The sequence below is a fragment of the Herbiconiux daphne genome (assembly GCF_024979295.1).
Taxonomy (GTDB): domain Bacteria; phylum Actinomycetota; class Actinomycetes; order Actinomycetales; family Microbacteriaceae; genus Herbiconiux; species Herbiconiux daphnes.
Genome location: NZ_JANLCJ010000641.1, coordinates 1 through 568 on the forward strand (window position 1 = coordinate 1; position 568 = coordinate 568).

At 44.0% G+C, this 568-nt stretch carries 1 protein-coding gene; it reads right to left on the reverse strand.

The features are described from left to right. Positions 1–90 precede the first annotated feature (90 nt). Positions 91–568: hypothetical protein (locus N1032_RS26910; RefSeq protein ID WP_259543747.1), on the reverse strand; the 478-nt coding region annotated here is incomplete at its 5' end.

The window sequence follows — 568 nt, forward strand, 5'->3', positions numbered from 1 at the left end:
TTTCCGTGGTGTCAGAAGTATAAGGAATGATAGGTCACTTCCTTTCTTCATTGGCACGCTTGAATCAACCAAAGATGGTTGATTCGGTGATTAGTTTTCGTCTTGCAAGGTTTCGACTAGGTACCAAATTTTTGATTCGGTTTTGTCATAATCATATGATGTTGCGTTGTCCGAAATGTAACCCAATAATTTTTTGACCAATGGTTGTTCACGTACTTCGTCCGGTAAGCCGTAACCTTTTTGTTCCAACTCGACATACGGTTGTTCCAAAGGTGTGTCGGCACTAAGTGCACCACCTGTGCGGACTACTTGGCGAACATCCAACAAGAAATCTTGTAATTTGTCGTCGTTAGCTTCTTCGGCTTTGTCAGCTTCGGCATCCGCTTTGGCTTTGTCTTCGATTTCTTTTGCGGCTTTGGCTTCTTCTTTGGCTTCGGCATCGGCGATTTTCTTGTCTTCGGCGGCTTGTTTGGCTTCTTTGGCTTTCTCATTGGCTTGGTCTTTGTGATACTCGACCATTTCAGCCGATTCATGACCCGTGATTGCTTCATAGGTTAGATTGTAAGTG